Source organism: Paenibacillus sp. JT22N1 (assembly GCF_059692155.1).
Genome location: NZ_JCAUAW010000013.1, coordinates 101,229 through 122,667, shown reverse-complemented (window position 1 = coordinate 122,667; position 21,439 = coordinate 101,229). Strand labels below are relative to the sequence as shown.

Annotated in this window: 22 protein-coding genes and 1 pseudogene; 10 read left to right on the top strand and 13 right to left on the bottom strand. The window is 44.0% G+C overall.

All coding sequences use genetic code 11. From position 1 onward, the window contains the following. The first annotated feature begins 72 nt into the window (after positions 1 to 72). Together AC58UU_RS24295 and AC58UU_RS24290 are read left to right on the top strand one after the other, a co-directional pair. Positions 73 to 630 carry an NADPH-dependent FMN reductase gene (locus AC58UU_RS24295; protein ID WP_497319516.1) on the top strand — a complete coding sequence of 186 codons (558 nt, stop codon included), beginning with the start codon at positions 73 to 75 and terminating at the stop codon, positions 628 to 630. A gap of 272 nt (positions 631 to 902) precedes the next feature. After that, a complete protein-coding gene (locus tag AC58UU_RS24290) occupies positions 903 to 1,973 on the top strand; it encodes an SDR family oxidoreductase (RefSeq protein WP_497319515.1) in 1,071 nt (356 codons plus the stop codon). Positions 1,974 to 2,030: 57 nt separating this feature from the next. Here the strand turns inward: AC58UU_RS24290 and AC58UU_RS24285 are convergent, their stop codons facing one another. Beyond that, positions 2,031 to 2,405, bottom strand: coding sequence for a winged helix-turn-helix transcriptional regulator (locus AC58UU_RS24285; RefSeq protein WP_497319514.1), 375 nt, complete (start codon positions 2,403 to 2,405; stop codon positions 2,031 to 2,033). A gap of 192 nt (positions 2,406 to 2,597) precedes the next feature. Here AC58UU_RS24285 and AC58UU_RS24280 point away from each other — a divergent pair. The 3 genes and pseudogenes from AC58UU_RS24280 to AC58UU_RS24270 all read left to right on the top strand — a co-directional run. After that, positions 2,598 to 2,732: pseudogene (locus AC58UU_RS24280) on the top strand (LLM class flavin-dependent oxidoreductase); the annotation flags it as partial. 11 nt (positions 2,733 to 2,743) lie between these two features. After that, a complete protein-coding gene (locus AC58UU_RS24275; protein WP_497319513.1) occupies positions 2,744 to 2,959 on the top strand; it encodes a hypothetical protein in 216 nt (71 codons plus the stop codon). Between the two features lie 169 nt (positions 2,960 to 3,128). Continuing rightward, positions 3,129 to 3,518: a PaaI family thioesterase gene (locus AC58UU_RS24270; protein WP_497319727.1), complete on the top strand. Its 390-nt coding sequence runs from the start codon at positions 3,129 to 3,131 to the stop codon at positions 3,516 to 3,518. A 267-nt stretch (positions 3,519 to 3,785) separates the two neighbouring features. Here AC58UU_RS24270 and AC58UU_RS24265 read toward each other — a convergent pair whose 3' ends face one another. From AC58UU_RS24265 to AC58UU_RS24250, 4 genes are all read right to left on the bottom strand, one after another. After that, a complete protein-coding gene (locus AC58UU_RS24265) occupies positions 3,786 to 4,661 on the bottom strand; it encodes a phytanoyl-CoA dioxygenase family protein (protein WP_497319511.1) in 876 nt (291 codons plus the stop codon). Between the two features lie 100 nt (positions 4,662 to 4,761). Then, positions 4,762 to 6,468 carry an ABC transporter substrate-binding protein gene (locus AC58UU_RS24260; RefSeq protein ID WP_497319510.1) on the bottom strand — a complete coding sequence of 569 codons (1,707 nt, stop codon included), beginning with the start codon at positions 6,466 to 6,468 and terminating at the stop codon, positions 4,762 to 4,764. 97 nt (positions 6,469 to 6,565) lie between these two features. Next, on the bottom strand, positions 6,566 to 7,501 hold the full coding sequence (locus AC58UU_RS24255; protein ID WP_497319509.1) for a carbohydrate ABC transporter permease: 936 nt from the start codon (positions 7,499 to 7,501) through the stop codon (positions 6,566 to 6,568). A gap of 12 nt (positions 7,502 to 7,513) precedes the next feature. After that, positions 7,514 to 8,419: an ABC transporter permease gene (locus tag AC58UU_RS24250; RefSeq protein ID WP_497319508.1), complete on the bottom strand. Its 906-nt coding sequence runs from the start codon at positions 8,417 to 8,419 to the stop codon at positions 7,514 to 7,516. Positions 8,420 to 8,602: 183 nt separating this feature from the next. Between AC58UU_RS24250 and AC58UU_RS24245 the strand changes: the two genes are divergently transcribed. Beyond that, on the top strand, positions 8,603 to 10,330 hold the full coding sequence (locus AC58UU_RS24245) for a sensor histidine kinase (RefSeq protein ID WP_497319725.1): 1,728 nt from the start codon (positions 8,603 to 8,605) through the stop codon (positions 10,328 to 10,330). Next, entirely contained in the window at positions 10,327 to 11,844 is a 1,518-nt protein-coding gene (locus AC58UU_RS24240) for a response regulator (protein WP_497319507.1), read from the top strand. The genes AC58UU_RS24245 and AC58UU_RS24240 overlap by 4 nt, the downstream gene beginning before the upstream one ends. A gap of 53 nt (positions 11,845 to 11,897) precedes the next feature. On the opposite strand, the gene AC58UU_RS24235 is transcribed toward AC58UU_RS24240, so the two are convergent. Further along, on the bottom strand, positions 11,898 to 12,878 hold the full coding sequence (locus tag AC58UU_RS24235; RefSeq protein WP_497319505.1) for an aldo/keto reductase: 981 nt from the start codon (positions 12,876 to 12,878) through the stop codon (positions 11,898 to 11,900). Between the two features lie 233 nt (positions 12,879 to 13,111). Beyond that, a complete protein-coding gene (locus tag AC58UU_RS24230; RefSeq protein ID WP_497319503.1) occupies positions 13,112 to 13,453 on the bottom strand; it encodes a zinc ribbon domain-containing protein YjdM in 342 nt (113 codons plus the stop codon). A gap of 153 nt (positions 13,454 to 13,606) precedes the next feature. Between AC58UU_RS24230 and AC58UU_RS24225 the strand changes: the two genes are divergently transcribed. Further along, on the top strand, positions 13,607 to 13,984 hold the full coding sequence (locus AC58UU_RS24225) for a hypothetical protein (RefSeq protein WP_497319501.1): 378 nt from the start codon (positions 13,607 to 13,609) through the stop codon (positions 13,982 to 13,984). A gap of 133 nt (positions 13,985 to 14,117) precedes the next feature. Then, positions 14,118 to 14,660, top strand: coding sequence for an NADPH-dependent FMN reductase (locus AC58UU_RS24220; protein ID WP_497319499.1), 543 nt, complete (start codon positions 14,118 to 14,120; stop codon positions 14,658 to 14,660). Positions 14,661 to 15,259: 599 nt separating this feature from the next. Here the strand turns inward: AC58UU_RS24220 and AC58UU_RS24215 are convergent. From AC58UU_RS24215 to AC58UU_RS24195, 5 genes are all read right to left on the bottom strand, one after another. Beyond that, complete coding sequence (locus AC58UU_RS24215) at positions 15,260 to 15,859, bottom strand: response regulator transcription factor (protein ID WP_029197103.1); 600 nt, start codon at positions 15,857 to 15,859, stop codon at positions 15,260 to 15,262. Next, a complete protein-coding gene (locus AC58UU_RS24210; RefSeq protein WP_497319497.1) occupies positions 15,856 to 16,992 on the bottom strand; it encodes a sensor histidine kinase in 1,137 nt (378 codons plus the stop codon). The genes AC58UU_RS24215 and AC58UU_RS24210 overlap by 4 nt, the downstream gene beginning before the upstream one ends. A gap of 78 nt (positions 16,993 to 17,070) precedes the next feature. After that, positions 17,071 to 18,126, bottom strand: a complete 1,056-nt coding sequence (desA, locus tag AC58UU_RS24205; RefSeq protein ID WP_497319495.1) for a Delta(5) desaturase DesA — start codon at positions 18,124 to 18,126, stop codon at positions 17,071 to 17,073. Between the two features lie 220 nt (positions 18,127 to 18,346). After that, positions 18,347 to 18,811 carry a DUF1905 domain-containing protein gene (locus AC58UU_RS24200; protein ID WP_497319493.1) on the bottom strand — a complete coding sequence of 155 codons (465 nt, stop codon included), beginning with the start codon at positions 18,809 to 18,811 and terminating at the stop codon, positions 18,347 to 18,349. Positions 18,812 to 18,880: 69 nt separating this feature from the next. Further along, complete coding sequence (locus AC58UU_RS24195; RefSeq protein WP_497319492.1) at positions 18,881 to 19,735, bottom strand: helix-turn-helix transcriptional regulator; 855 nt, start codon at positions 19,733 to 19,735, stop codon at positions 18,881 to 18,883. Positions 19,736 to 19,853: 118 nt separating this feature from the next. Here AC58UU_RS24195 and fabF point away from each other — a divergent pair, with 118 nt between their 5' ends. Next, on the top strand, positions 19,854 to 21,089 hold the full coding sequence (fabF, locus tag AC58UU_RS24190; protein WP_497319491.1) for a beta-ketoacyl-ACP synthase II: 1,236 nt from the start codon (positions 19,854 to 19,856) through the stop codon (positions 21,087 to 21,089). Positions 21,090 to 21,182: 93 nt separating this feature from the next. Here the strand turns inward: fabF and AC58UU_RS24185 are convergent, their stop codons facing one another. Further along, on the bottom strand, positions 21,183 to 21,383 hold the full coding sequence (locus tag AC58UU_RS24185) for a CLC_0170 family protein (RefSeq protein WP_497319489.1): 201 nt from the start codon (positions 21,381 to 21,383) through the stop codon (positions 21,183 to 21,185). Between the last annotated feature and the right edge of the window lie 56 nt (positions 21,384 to 21,439).

Here is a 21,439-nt window from a genome sequence, read left to right as displayed (position 1 = left end):
CGAAAGGAGGTTATTGGAACAGAATTTCATATTGCATTCAAAAATACAGTCAACATAACGGAGGAAATTACAATGTTAAAAATCGCAATAATAATTGGCAGCACGCGTCCAGGACGCAGAGGTGAGGCAGTCGCTCAATGGGTCCACGAGATCGCACAAAAACGCAGTGACGCTGAATACGAAATCGTGGATATTGCCGATTTCAATTTACCGCTATATGATGAACCGAAGCCTCCTGTACTGGCTCAGTATACGAAGCCGCATACGGTGGTTTGGTCGAAAGCAATCCATTCGTATGACGGCTTTGTTTTCGTAACACCTGAGTACAATCATGCTATCTCCGGCGCACTCAAAAACGCCATAGATTTTCTTTTTAATGAGTGGAAAGATAAGGCGGCAGGTATCGTCAGCTACGGCGGTGGCACAGGCGGTGCTCGTGCGGCAGAAAACCTGAGACTCATCTTAGGTGAGCTGCATGTGGCGGACGTACGTGCTCAGGTCACCCTTTCGCTCTTTACGGATTTCGAAAACTACAGCGTTGTGAAGCCCGCACCTCATCAGGAAGCAGCCGCCAACACGATGTTCGATCAAGTCGTCGCCTGGAGCGGCGCTTTAAAAACGTTGCGTTAAGATTCCAACCAACCGAATAAGAAATAAAAGCTGGATAGGGTTTCGCCTAATCCAGTTTTTTTATTGTTAAATCAGTATTTTGAGTTACGATTACTCTTATACTCTTCGATCTCAGCCCAAATAAAATAGATACTGGCTGTTCCCAGCTCCTCCTCTCCACTGCCTTTTATTACTTCTAAGTAACTATATGACTTCAAAGTGCGTACTTTTCATTCAACACGCAAAAGTGCACAATGATCATGAAACCACCACGAAGTAGGAGAGGATACTTTATGAAAACAAATGAAACCACGCCACACAAAACCGCTCTTGTTGTCGGAGCTAACGGCGTTATTGGAAGAAATCTTATCGCATATCTGGAGCAGCTTCACGACTGGGATATCATTGGTGTGTCACGGCGGGGTGGGGATTCCAACAACCGAGTCCGATATATAGCCGTCGACTTACTTAATGAAAATGATATCCGTGAGAAACTTGGAAGTCTAACGGAAGTCACCCATATCTTCTATGCTGCTTATCAAGATCGTCCTACCTGGGCCGAATTGGTCCCCCCAAACTTAGCCATGCTCGTCAACATCGTCAATGCGATTGAGCCAATCTCTCCTTACCTCCAGCATATTAGTCTCATGCAGGGCTACAAAGTATATGGCGCGCACCTCGGTCCCTTCAAGACACCAGCTCGGGAAACAGACGCCTATCACATGCCGCCTGAGTTTAATGTCGACCAACAGCAATTCCTTGAAAATCGGCAGAAAGGGAGCAGCTGGACCTGGTCGGCGCTTCGCCCTTCCGTCGTTTGCGGATACGCATTGGGCAATCCAATGAACCTAGCGATGGTTATCGCAATCTATGCTTCCATGTCGAAGGAACTCGGGTTGCCGCTACGTTTTCCCGGTAAGCCGGGAGCTTACAACAGCCTGCTGGAGATGACCGACGCGGGATTGTTGGCCAAGGCCACCGTCTGGGCAGCGACAGATGAACGTTGCGCGAATCAGGCCTTCAACATTACGAACGGAGATCTCTTCCGTTGGAACGAGCTTTGGCCAAAGATTGCCACGTATTTCGGTCTAGAAACTGCACCTCCGCTGCAGATGTCCTTGGATGTAGTTATGGCCGACAAGGAGTCGCTATGGAACACCATGGTGAAGAAGCATGGGTTAGTGGATAACAGCTATAGTGACGTTTCCTCCTGGCGGTTCGGTGACTTTGTGTTTTCTTGGGATTACGACTTTTTTGCTGACGGTACGAAAGCACGTCGTTTCGGTTTTCACGAGTTTATTGATACAGAAGCAATGTTCCTGAACATCTTCGAGGATTTGCGTCAACGCAAGGTTATTCCATGACCTAACACAAGAAACCGGCCTCTGAATTCCAGAGACCGGTTTCTGTCTTATTACTGATTATGTTCCATTCAAGCGTGGTAAATTTTCCAAGATATTGACCTTATCACCGTACACACGCTCAACATGCCTATCTCCCCATCTGCACATGATATGAAGAAGTTCCTTCAAACTCCAGCCATATTCGGTCAACTCATACTCGACTTTTGGGGGTACCTGGTTATATGAAATTCGGTTAACAACCCCATCCTCCTCTAGTTCTCGCAGCTGCTGGGTTAGCACTTTTTGAGTAACCGTTGGCATCAAGCTCATCAGCTCACCATTTCGTTTCGTACCGAACGTGAGATGGAACAAAATGACTGGCTTCCACTTGCCTCCGATCACTTCGAGCGTTACTTCCACTGCCGTATTATACGTTTTCCCCGGTTCCAGCATAGGATTTGCCTCGCCTCCCTGACCTTTACGATACCGTCTCAAGCTCGCGGGTGCAAGCCCTAAGTATTAACATTCGTTCTAATGTCTTCGTTGCGCCCGCTCTTCTCTTACTAAATTTGAGAAACCATAAATAAATGAGTTAAATATAGATAATGAAGAAGGCGAAACATGATGGACGATATGGCAACCAACATAGAAATAGGAATAAGTACTTTCTTGGAGACTACACCAGACCCAGTGACAGGAGGGGTCATCAGCCATGCCGAGCGGTTACGCAATGCGGTTGAAGAAGTCGTACTAGCTGATCAGGTCGGGTTGGATGTCTACTGCACAAAAATTTGGGGATAACGCGTTTCTTCCTGCATGTAAATGTCGGCACAATGCCGCTCCGTGAGGTCAAGCGGTCTATCGAATTGCTCGGCACCAAAGGTTGCGCCACTTGTGCGACAGGAGCTTGCCCGAAGCAAGGCAAAGAAATAAATGAGCTGTGGAGAGCCCCTCCCTCACCTATTCCAACAGAGAATATGAGCCTATGTTTGTATCATTGGACATAAAATAAATACAGTTCCTACTTTGTATGATCATAGTCGATTTGTCCGAAGTTGTTTGTTGCTGACGGAAGGATTCGTAAAATTTTCTAGACCTATGGAGGTTATGGTTATGATCGTATCCGAAGAAATTTATCAGTCCTACGGCATGGATAAAGATTCCTTTATTGCGTTTATGAAAGAAAGAAGTCAGAACACCGCTATCCGCACGCTAGGCATTGAAATTGTAGAGCTAACTCCAGATCGCGTTGTAATGACGATGCCTGTCGGACCGGCTACCCACCAACCAGCAGGGATTTTACATGGAGGGGCTTCTGTCTTATTGGCTGAGACCGCAGCTTCTATCGCTTCTGAAATTAATATCAATAAAGAGAAACATGCAGCTGCAGGACTTGAAATTAACGCCAATCACCTCAAAAGTAAGAAAGATGGTATCGTAACTGCTGTTGCAACTCCATTGCACAAGGGCAGGAAAACAATGGTTTGGGAAATTAAAATTTCCGATGAGAATAATCAACTCATATGTATTTCTCGCTGTACGGTCGCTATCATTGACAAAAAATAATTTGCTTAATAAAAATGAAGAGGCTGTCTTTAAGGACAGCCCCTTGTTTTGTCATAAAGCCTATCTCACAGTCATTTTCAGCGACTTTTTGCACAGCCTATTTTGTTGCAATGATGTATTTCATCGTTAGATTCAAGTTGAGGTAGCATTGCGATTGCTGCATCGATGTTTTACATCATTGCGTCTCAGGTCGGCAAACTCTGCGTGCACTGTTTATCTCACAGGCATCTTCGACGACTTTTTGGACAGCTATTTTCACATCAACATCTACGTACACGACATGCGATGCTCAGGACGTCTCTCTAACCAATCTTCAAGAGTTGCAACTCGCTCCGGATATTTGTAGCTTCTAGCCAAGAAGCCTGCTCCGTGTGCTACCATTGGATCTTGGTCTGTCGGCTGGTATCGTAGATCCACGCTCCACCTTACTTCATCAGATCGGTTCGGCGTTGACATATGGAGACAGCGATCGTTGAATAATATTGCGCTGCCAGCGGAAACGGGCAATACAACAGTCTTGGTGTGCCCTAATTGACTTTCCTTCAATGCTGTGTAACCGGTTCCAGTATCAGATTCTTGGTACCATTTCAAAAGAGGTTTTCGGTGTGTCTTCGGTTTAATATGCAAACAGCCATTCACTTCATTAGCGTCAACTAAAGGAATCCACACTGTAATGACAGGATTAGAATTAGCGTCCGGCCAGTATGATTTATCTTGATGCCAAGGCACTGCTCCAGCAGCAACTTTCGGAATCTTCGGCCTAACATTATAAACTGGATTCGAGAATAGCTCACCACCAATCAAAGATTCGACAGCATTAAGAATTTTATCGTTGCTCATTAAATGAAAATAACCAGGTATCCGGTCACGCCAACTTCGTCCGTATTTCAAAAATTCTTCAGCGGTTAAATGTTCAAAAAGTTCCGCTAACCGATATTTAAACGGGCGGTCAACCAATTTGTCCTCAATTAGTCCGTCAAGAAACAATTCATCGGCAATCATTGAAACCTTGTACGTCATCGCTTCTTGTACTGGCGTTAATTCCTCTTTTGATAATAAACGATCAAGTACGATGTAACCTTCTTCGTTATAAAATTCAATTTGCTGATTAGTTAAATATCCGCTTTTATTTTCTTCCTCCATCTCTATCACCTTCCATTATTAAGTCTCAAAGGATAAAGAACCTTCAACCCTTACTATAGGTTTGAAGGTTCTTCACACTCGTACGATCAGACCCAATTACTTATTTTTTATACACTTTGTCGTAGGCATCCTGATAGATTTTGATAAATTGATCCATGCCGGAATCTTTAAGGCCTTTCACGTAAGCGTCCCAATCTTTGTCGATGCTTTTGGCCCCCATGATGAACTGAAGCATAGACTGTTTGACGTAGTCCGTAATAATCGGCTTCAACTGTTTCACTTGATTGGCTTGATCGTTCGTCAAGAAAATATCCGTCGGGAACTCTTCCTTCGGTTGATGTCCTTCGTACAATTCCTTGGTGGCCTTGTACAGCCGAGTTTCCAAGCCATCCATTGTATAGATTTCCTGGCTGGCTGCATACGAAGTTTCGCGATATTCAGCAGAACGAAGGTTCGGTCCCATTTGATTCCAATGATCGTTCTGCACCTGACCTACCCCGTAAGACGTTTCCTTAACCTTGAACTTGGCTGCAGTTCCGCGCGTGTTTTTATCGTTCGCATCCGCCTTCACCCAGTTACGGCCTTCTTCCCCAGAGTTGGACGTTGTTGTCCCCTCTTCGGAGTACAGATAATCGGCTAGACGAATTGCCGCTTCCGGATTTTTATTTTTATTCGTTATTGCAAACACCGAGTTGCCGATGCCGATGTAGTGTGCTGTGAATGAGGCTCCGTCCGGTCCTGTAAGCGGCGCGATCGGATCATAGTCTTTGTGGCGTGTTGCTGCCGGCGATGCATCCGTAAATTCACCGAACCAGCCTGCCGGAATAGCGCCGGCAATGGCCGTATCCGGGCTATTCCCTTTTTGGGTAAGCGCATCCGATTTTTGCGTAAATGCTTCCTTATCAATCAAGCCTTCCGCATACAGTTTGTTCAAAAATTGCAAGCCTTTTTTGAAGCCTGGTTGGTCGACCGATGTTGCCAGCTTGCCGCCGCTCATCATGAAATAGTTGTTATCCGCATTGTAATAGACGAACGCGTTCATCACGAACGTCTCAACATCCGTATGCCAACCTGTCGGTGAACCCGTGAACGCAATTTCGTCTGCCTTGCCATTGCCATTTGGATCCTTCTCCTTAAACGCTTTGAGCATGTTATAGAAATCGTCTGTCGTCTTCGGCGCGCTAAGACCGAGCTTTTGCAACCATTTCGTGTTCACCCACATTTTGGCCGAAAACTGGCAGTGATAGCATTCATTTACGGAAGGGATCGCATAAATATTGCCATCTGGCGCAGTGATCGCCTTCTCCAGATACGAAATGTCTTTAAACGCTTTCTTAATGTTCGGTGCGTATTGATCGATTAACTTGTTTAAAGGGATCAAGACACCTTGTTGACCATACAGCAGCTGCTCCTCCTTCGTTAGATTCCCTTGCATGAAAATATCGGGATAGTCTCCGCTGGCGAGCAGCAGCTGCTTCTTCTCATTCAATGCCGCGTTTTCTCCCGGCACAAGCTGCCAGTTCAAATGAACATTCGTCTTTTCTTCCAAATACTTGGTAAACCAATTCGTATTCAAATCTGCAATATTAGCCGATTGCGGTGCGAAAGCACTCATCGTAATTTTATTTTTGACGATAGGAAAGCCTGTTGCATTAACGTTTGCTCCCCCGTTTGCGCTTCCACCCCCATTAGGGCTAGCGCTATCCTTCGGCTCTTCGCTATTAGACGTACAGCCGATTACAAGCAAAGTGATGAATAAAATCAGGACCACCGATAACCATGTTTTTCTGATTCCTTTACTTACCATATTCAAAACCCTCCTTGTTTTTTATACATAATCAATCCTTGGGGGCAAACCTGATCTCTTCGTGCCTCGCATTCCTCCTTTCAATATCTAACTAGATTCAACCTTTCAGAGAACCAATCAATAACCCCTTCACGAAATGTCTTTGTACAAAAGGATACAGAATAAGTACGGGTGCACTTGCGACGACGATCAGCGAATATTTAAGCAGTTCCTTCAACCCTTGTCTTTCCGCAAGTTCCCTGACATCTTTAATCATCGTAGGATCGATTGAGTTCAGAATTAGAATGTTCCTTAGAATGAGCTGCAGCGGATACAGATTAGCCGATTTCAAGAAAATTAATGCTTCAAAGTAAGAATTCCAATAGCCGATGGCGTACATGAGCACTAGAACGGCAATGATGGGTTTGGAAAGTGGAATAACGATTCGAAATAAAAACTTGAAGTCGCTGCATCCGTCCAAATGTGCGGCCTCCGTTAGTTCCGAAGGAATTGATGTCTGGAAAAACGTCCTCGCCAGAATGACTTGCCATACTGAAATCGCGCCTGGAATAATCATAGCCCATCTCGTATCGAGCAAGCCCATCCCTTTCACGGTCAAATAATAAGGAATTAATCCCCCACTGAACAGCATCGTAAAAACGAATAATGCAGTAATGACGTTGCGTCCATAAAAGTTTTTGCGAGATAGCGGGTAAGCAGCCGTTATCGTCAATGAAACGCTAAGCAGTGTCCCGAAGAAGAGATAGAACAAAGAGTTGCCGTACCCCGTCAAGATTTGCGGATTTTGAAACACGGCCTGATAGCCACGAAGTGTCGGTTCAACTGGGAACAACCAAACCTTACCTGAGATGACGGCTGATGACGAGCTGAATGATGAACTAACAATGTAGATGAGCGGATAAGCTACAATAATCAAGCATATGATCAAAAACAAATAGACAAAGAACAAATACAATCTGTCTACACTGTTTTCAAGAATGCGGGAAGGTGACTTTCGCACTTCTAGCATCAATGTCTGTTCGGGATTAGCCATATTTTCTACCTCCTACCACAAACTCGTCTCAGAATTTTTTCTTGCCACATAGTTGACCACAATGAGCAGCAGCAAATTAACGATTGAATTAAACAGTCCGACTGCTGCGGAGAAACTAAAATTCGCTCCTACCAAGCCCATTTTGTAAACATAGGTGGAAATAACCTCAGACGTCCCAACATTAATCGCATTTTGCATCAGGTACACCTTCTCGAATCCAACGTTCATGATTTGCCCTGCATTCAGAATGAGCAAGATGACGGCTGTCGGCATTAAGCTTGGAAAATCGATATGAATCATCCGTTGAAAACGGGACGCACCATCCACCTTGGCCGCTTCATACAAATGCGGATCCACCCCTGCTAGAGCGGCAATATAAATGACCGAGGCATAACCTGTAAACTGCCAAACGTCGGAAAGTACATACACGGTTTTAAAATACTCCGGTTTTGACATAATATTTTCCGCTGGAAACCCGAACTTATCCGCCAAGAGATGGATGAAGCCAAGCTGCGGGGAAAGGAAAAGCATAATAATCGAAACCATGATGACCGTTGAAATAAAGTACGGCGCGAATGTGACCAGCTGTACGGCCCGCTTGAAAACCCCGTTTTTCAGTTCGTTCAGTGCAAGAGCGAGTATAATCGGCGCCGGAAACCCGATAAGAAGCGAGTAAAGGCTAAGCAGCGATGTGTTCTTGATAACCCTCCAAAAAATAGGCAAATTGAAAAAGTCTACAAAATGCTTAAAACCAATCCAATCGCTTCCCCATATCCCTTTGGTAACCATATAATTTTTAAAAGCAATTTGCACGCCAGCCATAGGTACGTATTTAAAAATAATCAAATATACGAGTGACGGCAAGATAATCAGATAGAGTTGCCAGTTTTTCTTTACCATTCTAAGTGCTATACTCATGATACTCCCCCTCACTGCATTTACGTTAAAGATAATGTTAAGCGCTTACAGGATCTATGATAAAGGAGCTAGAATTAAATTTATAGGGATCATTCTTAAGCAGGAGTGTCCGTTCATAAGGTGGTGCGATGAGTCATAACAAAGCCAACGATTAACTTTCAAAACTTGTCGATTGTGAAAAAAATGGCAATAGGCTATATTGTCATCATCTTCATTCCGATTATTTCGTTCGGTCTGTTTCTGTATAACCAGAATTACAACAGTTTTCTCGAAGAGTATGCGCAAGGTAGACAGAAAATTGTTAATCAGGTGCTTAACAACTTAAATGTAAGCACGGTACAGATCGAATCCGCTTATCAATTGTTTCAAAATAATTCGAATACCATTGCTTATTTAAGTGGGAACTACCGGACCGATTTCGAACAGGTATCTAATTTTTTAACCTATATCAGACCCCTATTCTCTTATATTTTGTCATCCAATCGACTGATCGACGGAATGACCATCTATATGGAGCAGCAGAATGGTATGATATTTCGGCCCGAAATGGCCAAGATGGACGAATCCAAGTTGGACGAGAGCATCAAGAAACTCCCTCTTGGTGTCGGAAAATGGATTACGATAAAAAACGGGTCGAATCCAGACATCAACCTACATTTTGTCCATAAAATCGGAAACCGGAATTTTGAACAAGATATCGGTCTCCTCGATATCAAAGTTACTTCGAAATTAATTAAACCTTTGTTAGAATCGCTAAATTTGAACAATAGAAGCAATTTATATGTGCTTGATCAGGATCACCAAATCATTTCTCTTGTGGAAAAAATCCACTTATCTCAGGATTCAGAACAGACCTTATTTGCCGATGTCTTCCAATCGAACGCAAAATACTCGTATCAACAGGTTAACGGAAATAAAATGCTAATTGAATCGTTTTATGCCGAAAGCCTTAAGCTGCAGTTTGTCATGATTGAGCAAGTTGATGACGTCTTTATTGGCATCAAGAAAAACAAGTACGTACTCGTTTTAACGGTGTCCATCCTTTTATTACTACTTTCCGGCATCTACTACCTGATCGCCAGTTCAATTACGAAGCGCATTTTGAAGCTTTCCAAACATATGCGTCAGGTTGATGAAAACCATTTCCCACTCTATCATGGGGAAATTAATAAGGATGAGGTCGGACATCTGACCTCTGCCTATAATGCGATGATCAGGCGCATGGATGAGTTGGTAAATACCGTTCACCGCTCGGAAATGCTGCGGAAGGAATCGGCCTATCTCATGATGCAGGCGCAAATCAAGCCTCATTTTCTGTACAATACCCTCGAGTCAATTCGCATGATAGCAGAAGCGAACGATGACCCGGAAGCAGCTGAGATGTCCTATACGCTTGGCAAACTATTTCGCTACAGCTTGTCAGGAACGAAAAACGAGACATCGCTAGGAGAAGAAGTAGAAAATGTAAAAGACTATATCAAAATTCAGCAAATTCGGATGGGTGACCGGCTGCAAGTATCTTTTGTTATAGACGCTGTTATCGATAACTTTATTTGTCCCCACTATATACTGCAGCCGATTATCGAAAACAGCATTGTTCACGGGATCGCGAATGTAAGAAAACAAGGCTCGCTTTCGATCCGCATTTGGGAAGATTACGCGTTTATGTTCATTTCCGTTGAGGATTCTGGTGCAGGCATTGAGGAAGAAAGGCTAGTACTCATTCAAGGCGTCTTAAACGGTAAAATGGATGTCCATCTCTTGCAGACGGATGGCGGGGGTCTCGGTATTTTCAATGTAAACGAACGCGTGAAAATGTTTTTTGGTGAACGATCGGGTATTCAAATGGAGAGTAAGCTTAACAAGGGGACGACATGTATACTCAAGTTAGCTAAGGGGGCATCACAATGAAGCTGATGGTTGTCGATGATGAGCCAATTATTTTAAATGGGATTATCCGCATGATCCAGAAAGCGAATACATCGTTTATCGAGATCGTTGGCGCTTCCGACGGCGTTGATGCGCTGCAAAAGCTAGCCTATTTTCAGCCCGACCTGATCCTTACGGATATTCATATGCCGGAAATGGACGGACTCGCTCTTATTAAAGAAATACAAACGCTGAATCTTTGCAGCCGTTTCGTTATATTAACTGGTTATGGCGATTTCGCCTATGCTAGACAAGCTCTGCGCTATCAAGTCATCGATTATTTGTTGAAGCCGATTAATAAAGAAGAACTTCTCACTGTACTCACGAAAGTTGAGCGAATAATTTGGGAGGAGCAGCAGCAAACCATTGAGCATGACCTGCTGCTTATCAAAGAGCATATCCTTTATAATACGCCAATTGAGGACATGCCGCTCAAGCCTGAACAGCTGTACACCCTACTTCCCTATCCATATACGACGATCATCGTATTCCAGGCGTACGAGAGTGTTCCCCTGTTGACTTCCGAACGTCTGGAAGGTGTTTGTGCCCTTCTGTCGCACGTTTGCAAGAAAACGTACACCGTCCATTCCCGCTTTTTACGACAAACGGTTCTCATTGCGAACGGTGTGCATGTACCGACAGACGAAGAGTTTCAACGAGCATGTGGTGAGTTGTTCGATACGAAGAGGACACTGGGCAGCGGATATTGCATTGGAATCAGTGTGAGGAAGAACGATAACGATAACTTGCGTGATCTGTATATTGAAGCGATGGCAGCGATGTTATTCAATCGGTACTTTTCCAATAGCAGTTTTACGATATATAGACCAGAGTCAGCGAACATACATACTGACTATGATAATCTTGTTCAATATATTGAACATTCGCTAGCCCAACAGATTTCTATCGAGCAGATCGAGAAGGACATCCAGTCCATACTGCCTCATTTTTCAGGCCATGTCGATTGTAATAACAAGCTGCGTGAGCAGTTTCTTATCTGTGTTGGTGTCTACTTGCAAAGTGTTGGCCTAACGCCTGAATCCATTTGGGGTGAACACGCGGCAACCAAACTCTTTTCGCCCAGCAGCACCCCGCTTGAGAATATCAGTGTATCGGAGATCATCGCGCAGCTAGTTCGATATGCACGCAGCACCGATCGCCACCAACCGCACACACAGGCAATCGATAAAATCGTCGCTTTCGTGGAACAAAATTACAAGCTGGATTTATCACTCGATGCTGTTGCGGATCATGTGCAAATGCATCCCAATTACATCAGCATGTTGTTTCGGAAAGAGATGGGACTAACCTTTCTTCACTATTTGCATACGTTCCGACTTGCCAAAGCCAAGCAAATCATGCAAGAGAATCCGGAGTGGCCGATCAACACCATTGCAGAGCTTGTAGGTTACGAAAATCCGCGGCATTTTTTCAAAGTGTTTAAAAAATTCGAAAACATCACCCCAGGGCAATACCGGCTTGGAATTTCTTCGTGATGAATTTCCTTTTCGAAATTAAAAAGCCGCGAATAACGCGGCTTTTTTCCTTTTTACCAAGCATATGCCTGAGGAGCTGCTCCCCCTGGACCCGGGAAGATTTCATCTAGTCTCTTCAACGTTGATTCATCCAGTACAATATCAACAACACGCAGTGTATTTTGAAATTGTTCTAACGTACGCGGCCCAATTATCGGTGCTGTCATAGCTGGGTGTACAAGCGTCCATGCCAAGGCCACATTCGCTTCACTCTCACCAAGTTCCTTGCTTAAAGACGAGAAAGCCTCCAGCTGTGCACGAAACTTCTCTACTCTGTCAGGGTTACTTGCTCTTTTCGAGCCCTCAATCGGCTTCAAGGCATTGCCGCCTAACAGTCCGCCATCTAGCGGGCTCCATGCAATTACGCCAATTCCAAGTTCCTGAGCCGCTGGTAGTACCTCGAGTTCAGGCAGCCTGCATAGCAAGCTGTATTTGTGCTGTTCGGACACGAGACCAATAAGATGACGAGCTTTGGCTTCATATTGCGCTTTCACCAAATCACGACCTGCAAAGTTACTAGACCCTACATAGCCGATCTTCCCTTGGTACACCGGAACTTGAAAAGCTTCCCACAGCTCATCCCAAGATACGTTGCGATCTACATGGTGCATTTGATAAAGCTCAATATGATCCGTTTGTAAGCGGCGTAATGACGCGTCCAAGTGACGACGAAGCTTGTAAGCGGAAAGCCCGCCTTCCCGGTTAGGTCCGTCGTTCACATCATGCATGTCTCCATAGAACTTCGTAGCTAGGATCGTTTTCTCTCTACGTCCGCCGCCTTGTGCGAACCAGCGACCTATAATTTCCTCGGTACGCCCCGCATTCTCTCCCCAACCATAAATATTTGCTGTATCAAAAAAATTGATTCCAGCATCTAATGCAGCATCCATGATTCGAAAAGCTTCCTTTTCCTCTGTATCTACACCGAAGTTCATGGTTCCAAGGCACAATTTACTGACTTTTAAGCCCGAACGACCTAAGTAACTATATTTCATCTTTATCTCCTCCAGTAGTTTTATAGAGCAAAGCTCGTTTCCAGCGTGAAGTGATATCTACTTTTTCATATCTCCATCATTATCATACCTGAATCTGGGAAGCTTCAGAAGTACGCACTTTTCCTTAACATAGTTGGCTTAGGGTAATCTACTTACCTAGAAGTTAGTACTATTTTGCTGAAAAAATAGCCTGAAAATAATAAAAAAAGCCGCGACTAGCGCGACTTTCAAGCTTAAACCTTTTTAACAAATTCAGATTTTAATTTCATAGCTCCGAAATCATCAATTTTGCAATCTATATCATGATCTCCATCAACCAATCGTATATTTTTAACTTTTGTACCTATTTTTATTACGGATGAACTTCCTTTTACTTTAAGGTCCTTGATGACTGTAACCGTATCACCGTCATTTAAGACATTTCCATTGGCATCTTTAACAATTTTGTTATCGGTACGATCTTCCGTTTCCAATTCTAAAGTCCACTCATGCGCGCATTCTGGGCAAATCAATAGATTCCCATCTTCATACGTGTACGCCGATTGACATTTTGGACAATTTGGTAATTCTAGCATTAATCTCATTTCCCCCATTCGTTATATGCTTATATACTGCCATAGTCTTCTCAAATTAACAACCCTCCCTGCTTCCTTCGTAACGTACAAATGTACAAACACACTTGCCGCTTTTGCATTTACTGTATTAATTAATGAAGGAGAAGTGATAGCATGATTGCAAAGCGAGTTACATTCTCTACTGGTATTTTGCGGAGGCCAAATAAAACGAAGTTTGCCCTTGTCGATGTCGTTAACTTCAATATAAAGTGCTCCCGCAAGGTTACGGTACAAGTGTTTGACTGGTCCACGGGTTCACCGATTCCCTTGAAGGTAAGTCCTTGCAACACAAAAAAGTGTACGGTAACGGTTGCACCTAATAAATCGGTTTTCTTGTTTGCAAACGTGTCAAAGGTAAAGTTTAAGTATGAGGTTCGGATTACACATAATGATCGCAAATTAGTAACGAATGTAACTGGTGTTACGAATGCACCCTTTACGCCACAAGAAGGGGATACGGTGCTTCAACGAAGCTTAATAAGAATAAAATAGCTTCACTTTATAGCTGAAATTATTTCATAACGAGCAAGCTGCTGCAGCAGCTGCTCTTTTTCATGTTATTTTACTTTTAAGTATCGAACCATGTAAGATTAAGGAAACAACGAAAGAAATGAGATGATTTCGGATGGAGAAAACAATAAAAGTGTTAGCCATTTCGGGAAGTCTTCGCCAGAAGTCTTCTAATACAGCCCTTATGCACGCTATTATAGCTCTAGCCCGCGAAAATATGGTCTTTACTGTATATAACGGGTTGGGTGATCTACCACATTTTAACCCTGATCTTGATGTCGATGACGGACCAGAATCAGTACTAGATCTTCGCACACGACTTAACGAAGCGGATGCTGTTCTTATATGCACACCAGAGTATGGGAATGGAGTACCTGGGGTTTTGAAAAATGCATTAGACTGGCTAGTATCTTCATGTCAATTTATGAATAAACCGACAGCGGTAGTCACCGCGTCCCCCACTCCTATGGGCGGCGACAAGGCGCATGATTCAATTCTGCTTACGCTGAACATGATCAATGCCAAAATTGTCGAGGGGGGAACCATGATGATCCCTCACATCAACTTAAAACTTAATAAAGAGGGCGTCATTACTGATGCTATAACCGAGAAAGGTTTAAGATCCCTGCTTGAAAATCTTGTAGAGGCTTGTTCATAATTAAAATTCGCCTTCTTATTGCTCATATTTTACTATTATGAAAATCAAAAGGGGCTGTCTCAAAAGCCAATTTATGATTATCGATCACCCACTAAGAGTCAAATTTCATATGTAAAGAACCTCCATCTCCCACACTTAATTAGTGGAACTGGAGGTTCTTTTGTGTAATATTTGAGACATTCTCTATCATGCGAACAAAATAGGGCAACTTAAGCTGCTTATTTGTTCGAATAGCTCCTGTTATGGATGCTTAAGCAAGATACGTTTGCTTATTGTTCGCTAAAGCTCCCAGAATGTAACGCTGTGCAGAACATTAGCATGATCTGTTGTCTTATCACACGTGATACCTCGATAGTTAAAAGGAATTAGCACACCTAGCTTGCCTATTCATTCCATAGCACAATGTAGATATTTTAAATGACCTAAACACAGGCTAGGTTTATACTCAAAATAGAAATGGATTTGTTTTACATGTCAAATCAGCAATAAAGAACCTCCATCCCCACTGTGTTAGTGGAATTGGAGGTTCTTTTGTGTAAAGTTCGGGACGTTCTAATCATGCGAACACTTTTGAGACAGCCCCTCTTTAGCCATATGTGCTACTTGAACCATCCCTTTTCTTTAAAACGCATAATAGCCTCAATACGGTTACTTACATTGAGTTTATCAAGGATTACAGAAATGTAGTTGCGGACTGTTCCCGTTGTTATATACATTTGATCGGCGATTTCCTTCGTATTTTTACCGTCGGCGATTAGGATCAGCACTTCCTTCTCCCGCTCGGTCAATGGATTTTCTTCCCCATATGCGTCATCTACTAACTCTGATGCGTATATGCGGCGGCCGGCCATGATACTGCGAATCGAAGTAGCGAGTTCCTCACTGGGGCTATCTTTCAACAAATACCCGTTGGCACCTGCCTTCACAGCCCTTTCAAAATATCCGGAACGGGCAAACGTAGTCAGTATCATCACCTTGCAGCCAAACCCCTTTAGTTCCTCAGCCGCGTCTAATCCGCTCTTCACTGGCATCTCAATATCCATGATACAAATATCTGGCTTATGAAGATGAACCAGTCTCACAGCATCCTCGCCATTGCTTGCTGTACCAACGACCTGCATATCCTCTTCCAAATCCAGCAAGGAAGCAAGTGCGCCAAGCAGCATTCGTTGGTCCTCGGCAATTACAATTCGAATCATATCCCCGCCTCCCTTTCAGGTGGTTTGAAGGCATTCGGTACTTTAATAATAATCGTCGTTCCATTGTTTGAAACAATTTCCATACATCCGTTTACAAACTCAAGCCGCTCTTTCATGCCGCGCAGACCATTTCCAAGTAAAACAACAGATTCTTTGGCCATGCCGACCCCATTATCCCCCACCTTAATAACCAAATCGGTTTGTGATGGCTCAATGGCGATCGAACAGGTCGAAGCGCTGCTATGTTTAATAATATTGGTAATGGCTTCCTTTAAGCACATACTCACCACATTCTCGTTCATCAGGGAGGTGTTCGTTAACTGAGGGTCCCCTTCCAAAATAAGGTCAATTTCAGCTGCCTTCAAAATCTGCTTAACGCGAAACATCTCATCCTCGAGTCTTGTACCTCGCATTTGCGTAACCATTTCTCGAACTTCCTTTAATGCACTTCTAGCCGTCTGCCGAACATCATTGATTTCAACTTGTGCTTGAGTCGGGTTTTTGCTAATTAATTTTCCCGCCAAATCACTCTTTAAGCCAATTAATGAGAGCTTCTGACCAAGTGTATCATGTAAGTCGCGAGCGATTCTTTGGCGTTCTTCCAGCTTTACCAGCTCGGAAATTCGTTTATTTGCGTCCTCTAGCTGACCCTGTAGTTTATCACTCCTGTTTCGGTTGTACGTGGTGACTGGAAGGAGAATTACGCCAATCACGTTAATGATGACAAATGGCAGCTGCGTAATATATACAGGGTTTTGGGATACAAATCCATAGTTGATCGTGACAATTGTGCTTACAAGATGAATGGTGTACAACGTAATAAATCCGGCTCGACTTTGAATATTGCCAATAAAAAATGCTAAAAACAACGAGAAATATACATAGCTAAACAGCAAGGTCATGGTGATTGAAATCAGAATTTGAACACTCGACCAGAAGTACATGAGCCAACCTTTAGAGACAAAAGAAAGCACGTAGCAGATAAAGAATACAATAATCATACTAGTGCCTAATACAATTTGGTAAGTAGCAGAAGAACGAAATATGAAGTAAAAAGGGAGGATGTAAAAGACAACCCACACATACGGACTAAGACCTGTTTTTTTGTGAAAAATTTGATGCCACTTTTGCATGGTCCCTTTACCCTCTTTTTCTTCGCCATTGATTTCATTCTATTTTAACATAAACATGATTGGACTGGATTATTTTCCTTATATGACCGATTTACGGACTTTTATGCTGTTCCCCAAAGAATCCTGCTTATCTTGGTTAGGGAGCACCTGTTTTTTATTTTTATAACCGACAAACTTTTTGTTCTGCTCGTCCCAAAGTCGGAAACGTAACGATTGCAGACTCGTGCTAATTGTAATCGTCGTTGCTTTTTGCAGCGGCGGGGTTGCGTTATGCGCCATCTCCAAGTTATAATTTGGCACTTTCGGACTCAAATGATGCACATGATGAAACCCAATATTTCCGGTTATCCATTGTAAAAGCTTGGGCAGCTTGTAATAAGAGCTTCCATCTACCGCGGCTTTTACATAACTCCACTCATCTTCGTTCTCAAAGTAGGAATCCTCAAACTGATGCTGTACATAGAACAACCAAATCCCCAGCAAGCCGGCTACGAAAAGGAGCGGAGCTTGGATCATAACAAACGACTGCCATCCAATTGCCCAACTCATAAATGCATATAAAACGATGATGGAAACATTAGTTAAGTAAGTACTGATTCTTTCCTTACGCTTCGCACCTTTTGTATTAAAACGGTTAGTAACTAGGAATAAAAAGATGGGGCCAAGTCCAAACATAATCAATGGATTCCGATATAATCGATAGGCAACTTTGCGTAATAATGGAGAAGCCGCATATTCGTCGACCGTAAGAACCCACATATCACCTGTGCCGCGTTTCTCGAGGTTACTGCTCGTTGCATGATGTATAGAATGACTGTTCTTCCATTGTTGATAAGGAAAGAGTGTAAGGATACCCGTTATCGTACCGATGATATCGTTAACTCGACGGCTTTTGAAGAACGATTGGTGACAACAATCATGGAAAATGATAAAAGTCCGTATAACGAACCCGGAAGCAATGAACGTAATCGGCAACGTTATCCAATAAGATACCGAAAGGCTTAAATACGCAGCATACCACAGCAGCAATAAAGGTCCTATAGTGTTGAGCAGCTGTTTAACACTCGCCTTCGTATTTGATTTTTCATAAGGTGCAACCTGTTTCTTTAAATTGGATAGCGTAGATTGGGTCATTGAATAGTTCCTCCTCGGGTATGGTAAGCGAGTCATGTTGTCGAACGTAAGTCGCAATATCCTATCTTCATTATAGATATCGCTTTCATTTCGTTGTAGTCATAAACGTCAAGTAGCGGGTATGACAAATGTCATGTCCTATATGAAAAAAAGTGCCGCTACTTCGTAAATTACGAAATAGCAGCACTTTTCACATGGATTTGATATACATACGACATTCTTACTTTAGACGCTGACCTGCCGATAGCTTTTCTACTGCCTTCTCTATGCGGGCGATCCTTGTTTCAGCTTTCTTAGCGCTTTCAATCCAATCACAGTATTCTTTTCGACTGGAATAAGACATTTGCTCAAAGAAATGACGAGCTTCATCCTTATCGAGTAATGCAGCATTCAAGTCATCAGGCACGGTAACTTCTCGATCTTCATCATCTTTTTCCAAACATATGTCAACTTGCTCTCCTGCCTCAGCGTTAATGGCCTTGCGAATAACGCTATTCACTACGAGAATGTGACGTGCTTCTCCTTGCGCCATAAGCGAACTGCGAAATTTAAAGCCATTAATCTCCCCTTTAACTGGAACCCGTCCTTTTACCCCAAACTTCTCTTCCACCGAGAATGGAAACTCTACATATGTCCACGTACCTGGAGCGTCTGGTCGATAAAGATTTGCTTGAAATATAATCATTATAAAGTCACCTCTTCCATGAATTGATCAACTGTTAAAGCGATATGCTTTGCAAATTGTTAAAACGCATTAGTCATGGTCCTGATCTTCTAATTTGCTCATCAAAAGTCTGACTTTCGAATCGGTATCCGAACCAGGAGAAGGTGTATATACACTACATCTTAAATCGTTACGTCCTTGTACTTGAAGCGTGGTCAAATCGAACAGCATCTTTCCCACTTTGGCATGCCTAAATTCAATGAACACTTCGGGGGCTGAACTTACATCACTTTGGTTCCAAAAAGCCTTAAAATCCTGGCTTTGCTCACTGATCTGCTCGATGAACTCACTGTACCAGTTATCCCCCACATATTGCCCGTAATAAGATCGAAACATCGCCAAGAATCCCTTTACAAAATCATGCCAGTTTACAGCCAGAGCCTTCAATTCTTTACGTGTAAAAAGCAGCCATATCATATTTCTTTGCTCTACAGGGATAATCGCGAAATCTAGGAATATAGCCGCGGCAGCTTGATTCCATCCAACAATATTACATCTACGATCTGAAATAATCGTGGGGCAATCATGAAGTTCTGTCAGGATTCTACTTAACGCTGGGCTGACCGTAGGTATATGATCTACAAATGTGGTCGGTGCCGGCTGCTCAAGAGCCAGCATGAAGAGATACTGGCGTTCATCCTCATTAAGCTGCAAAGCTAATGCGATACGGTCAAGTACTTGCACGGACATCTTGATATCTCTTCCCTGCTCTAACCAGGTATACCAAGTCGTACTGACACCTGCAATTGACGCGACTTCTTCTCTGCGTAAGCCAGGTGTTCGTCTACGACTCCCGCCCAGCACCCCAGCTTCACTGGGTTGGATTCTAGCACGATGAGTAGTTAAAAACTCTGATAGCGCCTGTAACCGTTCCTTTGTATCCACGCCATAATCCTCCTACGCATTTATCATAGAAGCTATTATACCAGTATAAACCGTAACTTGTAATAGGATAAAGAGTGTGACATTCTAATGGAAAGATAACCATTAGGAGGAATAACAAATGAAACGTGTAGTTGTGACAGGGATGGGAGTCATTTCACCCATTGGGAATCAGGTGGATACGTTCTGGGGGAATCTTACGGATGGTAAATCAGGTATTAGCAAAATAGATCATATGGATGTAACGGGTTATAAAACCAATTTTGCTGGTGTGGTTCGGAATTTCGATGCAGAAGCAGCTGTTGGTCGGCGAGATGTACGCCGGATGGACCGATACTGCCAATTTGCAGTTGCCGCGGCCAAGCAGGCACTTGATGATGCAGCATTGGTCATTGATTCCACGAATGAGGAACGTATCGGCGTCTATATTGGCTCTGGTATAGGCGGTATTCAGACGATTCTGGACAATTATCGCACGTTGCTGACCCGCGGACCTGGCCGCGTGAGTCCGACCGTTGTACCCATGATGATCGCCAATATGGCGGCGGCACAAGTCAGTATCCTGTTCGGAGCCAAGGGCCCCTCGCTAGCTCCAGTGACCGCTTGCGCCACGGGCAACAACGCCATTGGCGAAGCTTTCAAGCTTATCCAGCGCGGAGGCGCAGACGCCGTCATTGCCGGTGGCGCCGAAGCGACGATCACCGACCTCGCGCTGGCGGGCTTCGGCAATGCGACGTCGCTGTCGACGCGCTGTGACGCGCCGGAGCAGGCTAGCCGCCCGTTCGACGCGGAGCGGGACGGCTTCGTCGCCGCCGAAGGCGCCGGCGTGCTCGTGCTGGAGTCGCTCGAGCATGCCGAGCGTCGGGGGGCGCGGATCCATGCCGAGCTCATCGGCTATGGATCGACCTCGGACGCCTACCACATCGTGGCGCCCGATCCTGAAGGCTCGGGGGCCTACCGAGCCATGCGCGAAGCGATCGCCGACGCCGGGATCGCCGCGGCGGAGATCGACACGATCAACGCGCACGCGACGAGCACGATCGCTGGCGATCTCTCAGAGACGCTCGCTATCAAGCGGCTGCTTGGTCACGGTGCGTATGACGTGCCTATTAGCGCAAATAAGTCCATGCTCGGCCATATGCTCGGCGCAGCGGGCGGTGTAGAAGCGGTCGCGCTGATCAAAACCTTACAGGACGGCCTCATCCCTCCGACAATTAATCTAGAAAATCCAGATCCCGAGTGTGATCTCGATTATGTACCACTTGTTGCGAGACGAGCTGAACTTCGTTACGGTTTGTCCAGCTCATTCGGATTTGGCGGGCATAACGCCGTCCTCATTTTCAAAAAGCATGAATAAGTAATCCCTACCATCTACTCTCATACAAAATAAACCTAATCCGTTCAGCATAGCTAAATGGATTAGGTTTATTCCATGACGAATTCAGGAAGTCTAATGCCAGAACCATCTCTCATAAATAAAGTAGCTGCAAAATGAAATGAAAGCGAGGGCTATACTGAGCCACCCTGTAATAAGGGCACCTTTTTTTTCTTTGATCATACCAGTCTTCACATAGATTCTAACATCGAAAGTTAAAATGAGGATCCCAGAAATTAGTAACAACAAAACCGTGTAATAGTTAAAGGTAATCATTGTCGAACCCCTTCTCACCCGAGCCGCGGTCGTAAAACTCATAGCATGGAACCAAG

Coding starts and splice junctions, on each gene's coding strand:
- AC58UU_RS24225 (WP_497319501.1), top strand. CDS start 13,607: ATGATTGCAAAGCGAGTTACATTCTCTACTGGTATTTTGCGGAGGCCA.
- AC58UU_RS24240 (WP_497319507.1), top strand. CDS start 10,327: ATGAAGCTGATGGTTGTCGATGATGAGCCAATTATTTTAAATGGGATT.
- desA (WP_497319495.1), bottom strand. CDS start 18,126: ATGACCCAATCTACGCTATCCAATTTAAAGAAACAGGTTGCACCTTAT.
- AC58UU_RS24215 (WP_029197103.1), bottom strand. CDS start 15,859: ATGATTCGAATTGTAATTGCCGAGGACCAACGAATGCTGCTTGGCGCA.
- AC58UU_RS24210 (WP_497319497.1), bottom strand. CDS start 16,992: ATGCAAAAGTGGCATCAAATTTTTCACAAAAAAACAGGTCTTAGTCCG.
- AC58UU_RS24185 (WP_497319489.1), bottom strand. CDS start 21,383: ATGATTACCTTTAACTATTACACGGTTTTGTTGTTACTAATTTCTGGG.
- AC58UU_RS24220 (WP_497319499.1), top strand. CDS start 14,118: ATGGAGAAAACAATAAAAGTGTTAGCCATTTCGGGAAGTCTTCGCCAG.
- AC58UU_RS24230 (WP_497319503.1), bottom strand. CDS start 13,453: ATGCTAGAATTACCAAATTGTCCAAAATGTCAATCGGCGTACACGTAT.
- AC58UU_RS24270 (WP_497319727.1), top strand. CDS start 3,129: ATGAAAGAAAGAAGTCAGAACACCGCTATCCGCACGCTAGGCATTGAA.
- AC58UU_RS24245 (WP_497319725.1), top strand. CDS start 8,603: ATGGCAATAGGCTATATTGTCATCATCTTCATTCCGATTATTTCGTTC.
- AC58UU_RS24290 (WP_497319515.1), top strand. CDS start 903: ATGAAAACAAATGAAACCACGCCACACAAAACCGCTCTTGTTGTCGGA.
- fabF (WP_497319491.1), top strand. CDS start 19,854: ATGAAACGTGTAGTTGTGACAGGGATGGGAGTCATTTCACCCATTGGG.
- AC58UU_RS24200 (WP_497319493.1), bottom strand. CDS start 18,811: ATGATTATATTTCAAGCAAATCTTTATCGACCAGACGCTCCAGGTACG.
- AC58UU_RS24260 (WP_497319510.1), bottom strand. CDS start 6,468: ATGGTAAGTAAAGGAATCAGAAAAACATGGTTATCGGTGGTCCTGATT.
- AC58UU_RS24255 (WP_497319509.1), bottom strand. CDS start 7,501: ATGGCTAATCCCGAACAGACATTGATGCTAGAAGTGCGAAAGTCACCT.
- AC58UU_RS24285 (WP_497319514.1), bottom strand. CDS start 2,405: ATGCTGGAACCGGGGAAAACGTATAATACGGCAGTGGAAGTAACGCTC.
- AC58UU_RS24235 (WP_497319505.1), bottom strand. CDS start 12,878: ATGAAATATAGTTACTTAGGTCGTTCGGGCTTAAAAGTCAGTAAATTG.
- AC58UU_RS24295 (WP_497319516.1), top strand. CDS start 73: ATGTTAAAAATCGCAATAATAATTGGCAGCACGCGTCCAGGACGCAGA.
- AC58UU_RS24265 (WP_497319511.1), bottom strand. CDS start 4,661: ATGGAGGAAGAAAATAAAAGCGGATATTTAACTAATCAGCAAATTGAA.
- AC58UU_RS24250 (WP_497319508.1), bottom strand. CDS start 8,419: ATGAGTATAGCACTTAGAATGGTAAAGAAAAACTGGCAACTCTATCTG.